At 39.9% G+C, this 6,092-nt stretch carries 6 protein-coding genes and 1 pseudogene; 1 reads left to right on the forward strand and 6 read right to left on the reverse strand.

What is annotated here, in order from left to right; translation table 11 throughout:
* The coding region (locus VE944_RS10385; RefSeq protein WP_324976212.1) for an ABC transporter ATP-binding protein at positions 1 to 669 on the reverse strand (669 nt) is incomplete at its 3' end.
* Between the two features lie 161 nt (positions 670 to 830).
* On the opposite strand from VE944_RS10385, the pseudogene VE944_RS10390 reads away from it, so the two are divergent.
* Positions 831 to 1,150 (forward strand): annotated as a pseudogene (locus tag VE944_RS10390) (DUF4351 domain-containing protein); the annotation flags it as partial.
* A 51-nt stretch (positions 1,151 to 1,201) separates the two neighbouring features.
* Here the strand turns inward: VE944_RS10390 and VE944_RS10395 are convergent.
* The 5 genes from VE944_RS10395 to VE944_RS10415 form a co-directional block, all read right to left on the reverse strand.
* Complete coding sequence (locus VE944_RS10395) at positions 1,202 to 2,014, reverse strand: ABC transporter ATP-binding protein (protein ID WP_324976215.1); 813 nt, start codon at positions 2,012 to 2,014, stop codon at positions 1,202 to 1,204.
* Between the two features lie 125 nt (positions 2,015 to 2,139).
* Positions 2,140 to 3,078 (reverse strand): branched-chain amino acid ABC transporter permease, encoded by a 939-nt coding sequence (locus VE944_RS10400; RefSeq protein ID WP_324976218.1) that lies wholly within the window; start codon positions 3,076 to 3,078, stop codon positions 2,140 to 2,142.
* A gap of 49 nt (positions 3,079 to 3,127) precedes the next feature.
* Positions 3,128 to 3,730, reverse strand: a complete 603-nt coding sequence (locus tag VE944_RS10405; protein WP_324976221.1) for a Uma2 family endonuclease — start codon at positions 3,728 to 3,730, stop codon at positions 3,128 to 3,130.
* A 162-nt stretch (positions 3,731 to 3,892) separates the two neighbouring features.
* Positions 3,893 to 4,843 (reverse strand): branched-chain amino acid ABC transporter permease, encoded by a 951-nt coding sequence (locus tag VE944_RS10410; protein ID WP_324976225.1) that lies wholly within the window; start codon positions 4,841 to 4,843, stop codon positions 3,893 to 3,895.
* Positions 4,844 to 4,850: 7 nt separating this feature from the next.
* A complete protein-coding gene (locus VE944_RS10415) occupies positions 4,851 to 6,086 on the reverse strand; it encodes an ABC transporter substrate-binding protein (protein WP_324976228.1) in 1,236 nt (411 codons plus the stop codon).
* Positions 6,087 to 6,092 lie beyond the last annotated feature (6 nt).

Genomic DNA, 6,092 nt, shown 5'->3' on the forward strand with positions numbered 1-6,092 from the left:
GGTAATAGAACCAGCTTCTAAAACATAACCGCGATCGGCAATTTGTAGTGCCAAACTAGCGTTTTGTTCAACTAACAAAATAGTCACGCCTGTAGCCCGGAGATTCTCAATAATAGAGAAGATTTCCCGGACGATCGCAGGTGCTAAACCTAAGCTAGGCTCGTCTAAAAGTAATAGTTGTGGTTTACTCATGACAGCACGAGCGATCGCTAACATTTGTTGTTCACCACCACTGAGGGTTCCTGCTAGTTGATTGCGTCTTTGTGACAAGCGCGGAAATAGCTCAAATTGGTGCTGAATATCTGCTTTTATCTCAGCTTGATTGGAGCGAATATAAGCACCCAAAAGCAAATTATCAAATACTGTTTGCCGCGCTAATACTCTGCGTCCTTCAGGACAATGGGCAATCCCAAGTTGTAAAAGTTCGTGAGTTTGGCGGCGGTTAATATTATGTCCATTATAGATAATTACGCCACTCTTAGGATTAACTACTTTAGATATGGCGCGGAGTGTAGTAGTTTTACCAGCACCATTAGCACCAATTAGAGTAACTACCTCGCCTTTTTGAATAATTAAATTAATTTTTTTCAGAGCTTGGATACCGCCATAATTAACATCAAGTTCTTGAACTTCTAAAATTGTATAGTTTGGCTTACTATCGGCTTTCATCGGCGGTTTACATCCAGAAATATTGATTCAAAACCTAAGATACATCAATCATACATTTCTTAAAACAGTGCGTAGACATTGCTTCAACTTAAAAATTAACGCCATAATACTGCAATCTTTATGATGTACCATTAATTACTGATAAAGATATCAAGCGTCCTGTGGGAAAAGTAGCAGATATTGGTAGCAAACGACTAATTAATTTAGCTCCCGACGCATGGGTACAGTGGGTGACACAGCGTCCTGAAGTCGTGGCGAAAGAAATTCTCGGCTCTGAGTTTCACTGGATTAGCCGCGAAACAGATGTGTTGGTGAAAGCATACAGTGCTACTCACGGAGATTTTCTAGTACTAAATGAACTACAGTTGCGTTACACGGCACAGATGCCTCTACGCATGAGAGCATATACTGCCTTGCACAAGAACGCTACCGATTACCAACTTACCCAGTACTAATCAACATTTTACCGCCCCCATCCACCTTAACTATTGTCATCTTTAGACGAATTTGTAGTAATTTTGTCTACAAAAATTCATTCATTTCCCAAATAAGCTTCAATTACAGCCGGATCATTTCTAACAACTGCTGGTTCACCCAATGCAATCAATTGGCCAAAATCTAATACTGCAATGCGATCGCACAAACCCATAACCAAGGGTACATTGTGTTCTATAAGGATAATCGTTAAATTGAAGCGATCGCGCAGGCTACGGATAAATTCACTGAGTTGCTGTTTTTCGTTGGGGTTCATCCCCGCAGCAGGTTCATCGAGAAGTAAGACTTGCGGTTTTAATGCTAAAGCGCGGGCAATTTCTAAGCGACGTTGATCACCGTAGGCGAAGTTTTTGGCTTTTTCGTCAGCGCGATCGCTTAATCCCACCAAATCCAATAAATCTAAAGCTTTCTGCTTAGTTTTAAGTTCTTCACTAGGCGCTGGTGGTAATCCCAAAACTCCTGCAATCATATTACTTTTAGTGTGTAAATGCCGAGCAATAATCACATTTTCTAACGCCGATAATTCTCCAAACAAGCGGATATTTTGAAAGGTACGGGCGATACCTAAAGCAGCAATTTGATGAGGACGCAGTTCAGAAAGTTCTGCACCTTGATAAATTAATTTACCGCTAGAAGGTGGAATGAAACCAGTAATCAAATTAAACAGTGTTGTTTTACCAGCACCATTAGGGCCAATCAGTCCAAAAATCTCATATTTATTTACACTAAAAGATACATTATTTACCGCCACTAAACCACCAAAGCGGCGAGTCAATGCTCTTGCTTCTAAGATAATACTGCTGTTAGCTTCTGGAGTCCCGTATGATATCATGTCCGCCAAATTACCCATAACAAAAGAACCCCACCCCCAACCCCTCCACGCAGGCGGGGAGGGGAGCTAAAGCGCAGCTTTGGCGGGGTGGGGTTCCGGGTTTTATGTTTAATTTCCCGCGCATTATCTGACATCTTTGCATATTATTTATGAATAGTTGACTTTTTGATTTTCCGTCTTTGAAAAATATCTGGAGTAATTAGCCCTTGAGGGAAAAAGATTGTACCTATTACTATTAGTAAGCCAAAAATAATTAATCTCCCATCGCGCAAAAATTGTGCTAGCCAATTAGGTAAACCACCAGTATCAGCTAGGCTTCGTAGAATCTCTGGTAGGGCTGTAAATACCATACCTCCGACTACCGGCCCTAAAAAAGTTCTCGAACCACCAATCAAAACAAAAGTTAAATATATAATACTGCTATCAAAAGTACCTTGACGAGCATTCCAAGTATTAAGAAAGTGGGCGCTAATTGCACCTACAATCCCTGCAAGGATAGCCCCTAATGTAAATGCCAAAACTTTGTAATAAGTAGGATCAATTCCCATTGCACCCGCAGCTAATTCATCTTCGCGAATAGCGATAAAAGCCCTCCCTACACGGATGCGTTCTAAACGATAAAACAGCACCATACTAATTAATAGTAAGGGCAAAGCAATCCATAAATATTCAATTGGTGTTTCGAAAGGTTGAGGAATGCCAAAAATTCCAACAGCACCGCCAGTAATATCTAAATTCAGGGAGATGACGCGCAGAACTTCCACAAAAGCGATAGTAGCGATCGCTAAATAAATTCCTCGCAATCTCAACGCTGGAATTCCTACTATTACACCTAATGCACCACAAATTACACCAGCAATTAACATCTCCAATAACAACAATGGAATGGGAAATAAACTACTGCTAGATGTCAAAAATTTTGTGGATAAAATTGCTGCAATATACCCACCTAAAGCATAAAATCCTGGGCTAGCTAAAGACAATTGTCCTGTCATTAGCGGTAAGTAAAGTGATAACCCTACTAGCGCTCCCAATACCATAGAGACAATTAGAGAACCATAAGTAGCAAAAAAATCGGTCATATTAAAAAATTGTGATTAAGCTTAATCAAACTATCGCTTTTATAACCTATTAAGCTGTTAATATTTGGTCTGCTGTCAAGACCAGTTCAGGAAAAATTCGTGACACAATCCGTTCTGAGCCTCTAAACAGTGTGCATTGGTATTTACCCTCAGCATCTAATAAAAAAACAAATACAGCCGGAACTTTTGGATTTCCTAAATACTCTCTTAGTCCAATTGCCAAATAATCTACAATCCAATATTCTGAAATACCTAAGCGTTGATATTCATCCAATTTATCAATGTAGTCATCTTCCCAATTAGTTGATGTCACTTCTACAGCTAACTGGATAGGTTCTTCAAGTGCAGAGTAAGTAGAACGATTTGAGCGCCATGTATCTTTATCTATGACACTTACATCAGGCTTGCGCCCTTGCTCTATTCCATTAGCAGTTATAGTTTTAAAGACTGCTGTATTTTTCACTACGTAATTAAGATTTAAACGTTTAATTTCATCTTTGAAAGAGTCAGCCATAAAGTCAGCGACATCATCATGATTTCTAGTTGCACGCACTTCTACAATTTCTCCATCTACAAGTTCATATAAACCTTCTTCTGGACACTGCTCTAAAAATTGCTCAAAAGTTAATTTAGGTTTGGTGTATGTTTTCATGGCGCTACGTCTCCCAGAACTAAAGTTTCGCGGCTTTTAACTAAAGTCCGTTCAAACGGACTATAACCTTTTCTTAGTCGTCTTTATACAACTTTCGCTATTAGACTCAGAATTCATTCTGAGGCGGGCTAGATGAGAATGAAATAGCCCTGCTACGTCTCTTTAAACTTTTTGAATAAACCGCCGCCCTAGTAAACCTTGGGGTCTAACTAATAGCATGATAAACAAAATTCCAAAGGCTACTGCGTCTTTATATCCAGAGAATTCAGAAGGAACAAACGCCTCGACTAATCCAATTACTAAGCCTCCCACCACTGCACCGGGAATACTACCTAAACCACCTAAGACTATTACCGCTAAACCCCGCAAACCAAAAGCAATGCCGAAATATGGCCCAGCAATACTAACACTAGAAGCAACTAAAGTTCCTGCTAATCCTGCTAAAAAACTGCTGATGAAGAATGTTAGGATGATAAAGCGATCGCTATTAATTCCTAACAAACTAGCTGTAATTGGATCTTCTGCGATCGCTTGCATTGCCTTACCATATTTAGTCCGATTGATAAAATAGGTAAGAATTGCCACAATCACCACTGATACAGCGAAAATTACCACCTGAACGCTGCGAATAGGAATTGGATTATCTGGAGTACCAAAATTAATCGCAGGTGGCAAATTTCCGTAAGTATTTGCGGGATATGTGTAACTTTCTGCGCCTACTAAGTACTGAATTAAATTTACAATTACAACTCCTACCCCCAAGCTGGAAACAACAGTTAGTAAAGGATCAGATCCTTGACGGCGCAAAGGTTGAAAAGCAACCCGTTCCATCACTACCCCTACCAATCCCGCCAAGGTACTTCCTAAAACCAAGGCTATAACAAATGGTAATTTTATCGGCAAGGTTGCATTCGCTAGCAAGCCGTTAAATCCAAAGCTACCACCCATGAGTGCATAAGTGAAATATGCACCCAAGGTAAAAATCGCGCCATGAGCTAAATTAATGATGCCCAAAATGGAATAAACTAAGGTATATCCCAACGCAAAAATTGCATAGATACTACCGATAGATAATCCGTTCAAAAATTGTTGCAGAAATAGAGTTATATCCATGTTGCAACTATTTTATAAATACGAACTTTCCAGTGTTTCCATCTTTATCCATCTTAATTTGAGCGACGTAAAATTCTTTTTGAATCACATCACCGACTGGTGTAAAAGCAATCTCACCTAAAGGAGTATCATACTTTCCAGCTAGTATTTGCTTGTTCAATTCTGTCCGCAGTTTATCAAGAGGTAATGTGCTGATTTTGGTTTTTTTATCCAAAGCTCTAAGAGCTTCAACATACACCTGCACCGCAGCAAAAGATTGACCAGTAAATTGGGCTGGTTCTTTCTTGTATTGCTCAATATAGGTTTGGCGAAATATCTTATTAATTTCACCAGGATATTCAGGACTGTAAGCTTGAGCAATCAGTACACCATCGCAAAGTGCTTTACACACTGATAAAACATTTGGTGTATTCAGACCATTACCACCAATAATTATGCCTTTATAACCCAGTTCTCGCAGTTGCCGCACTAAGTTACCACCATCAGCCGCTAGTCCCGAAATAATTACTAAATCTGGCTTTAAGTTAATTGCATTGGTAGCTTGGGCTTGAAAGTCTGTATCAGTAGTTTGGAACTTTTGAACTGTTACTAATTCTAGCCCTTGTTCTTTTACTGCTTTTTGAAAAATCTCCGTTTCCGATTTATTAAATGCATCATTTTGGGCGTAAAAAACTGCTACTTTTTTAATTTGAGGATTCTGCTTGAGTGCAGCTTTCAGCGAATTAGGGGCAACTATAGAGACGGGGGCAGATACACGAGCTACATAATCACCAATTTCTGGAATTCCGTTTGCGGTATTTGATGCGCCAATAACTGGGACTTTAGCACGTTCGGCGATGGGGTCAGCACTAAAAGCTTGCTGTGACAAAGTAGGCCCAACAATACCGACAACTTTATCTTTATTAATTAAAGTTTGAAAAGCGTTAATTGCTCCAGCTTCATCACCACTAGTATCTTGGTTTATCAATTTAATCGGAGTGCCATTAATGCCACCTTTACTATTGAAATACTTCTCGGCAATTCTGGCTCCCACGAATCCCTCTTGACCAAGTAATGCTACGTTGCTGGTTTGTGCTAAGGCAATACCGATGGGAATAGCACCCGATGTAGTCGTTGTCTGGGTGGTGTTAGTTGTAGTGTTATTTGTAGTACTATCTGGAGAATTTGTCACAGAACCACCGCCACCACCACAGCCTGTTAGTAGCAAAGCGCAAGTTGATAATAATGCTGTTGTCTGAGCGATCGCGTT

The organism is Nostoc sp., from assembly GCF_035638895.1.
In the GTDB taxonomy this organism is placed as follows: domain Bacteria; phylum Cyanobacteriota; class Cyanobacteriia; order Cyanobacteriales; family Nostocaceae; genus Nostoc.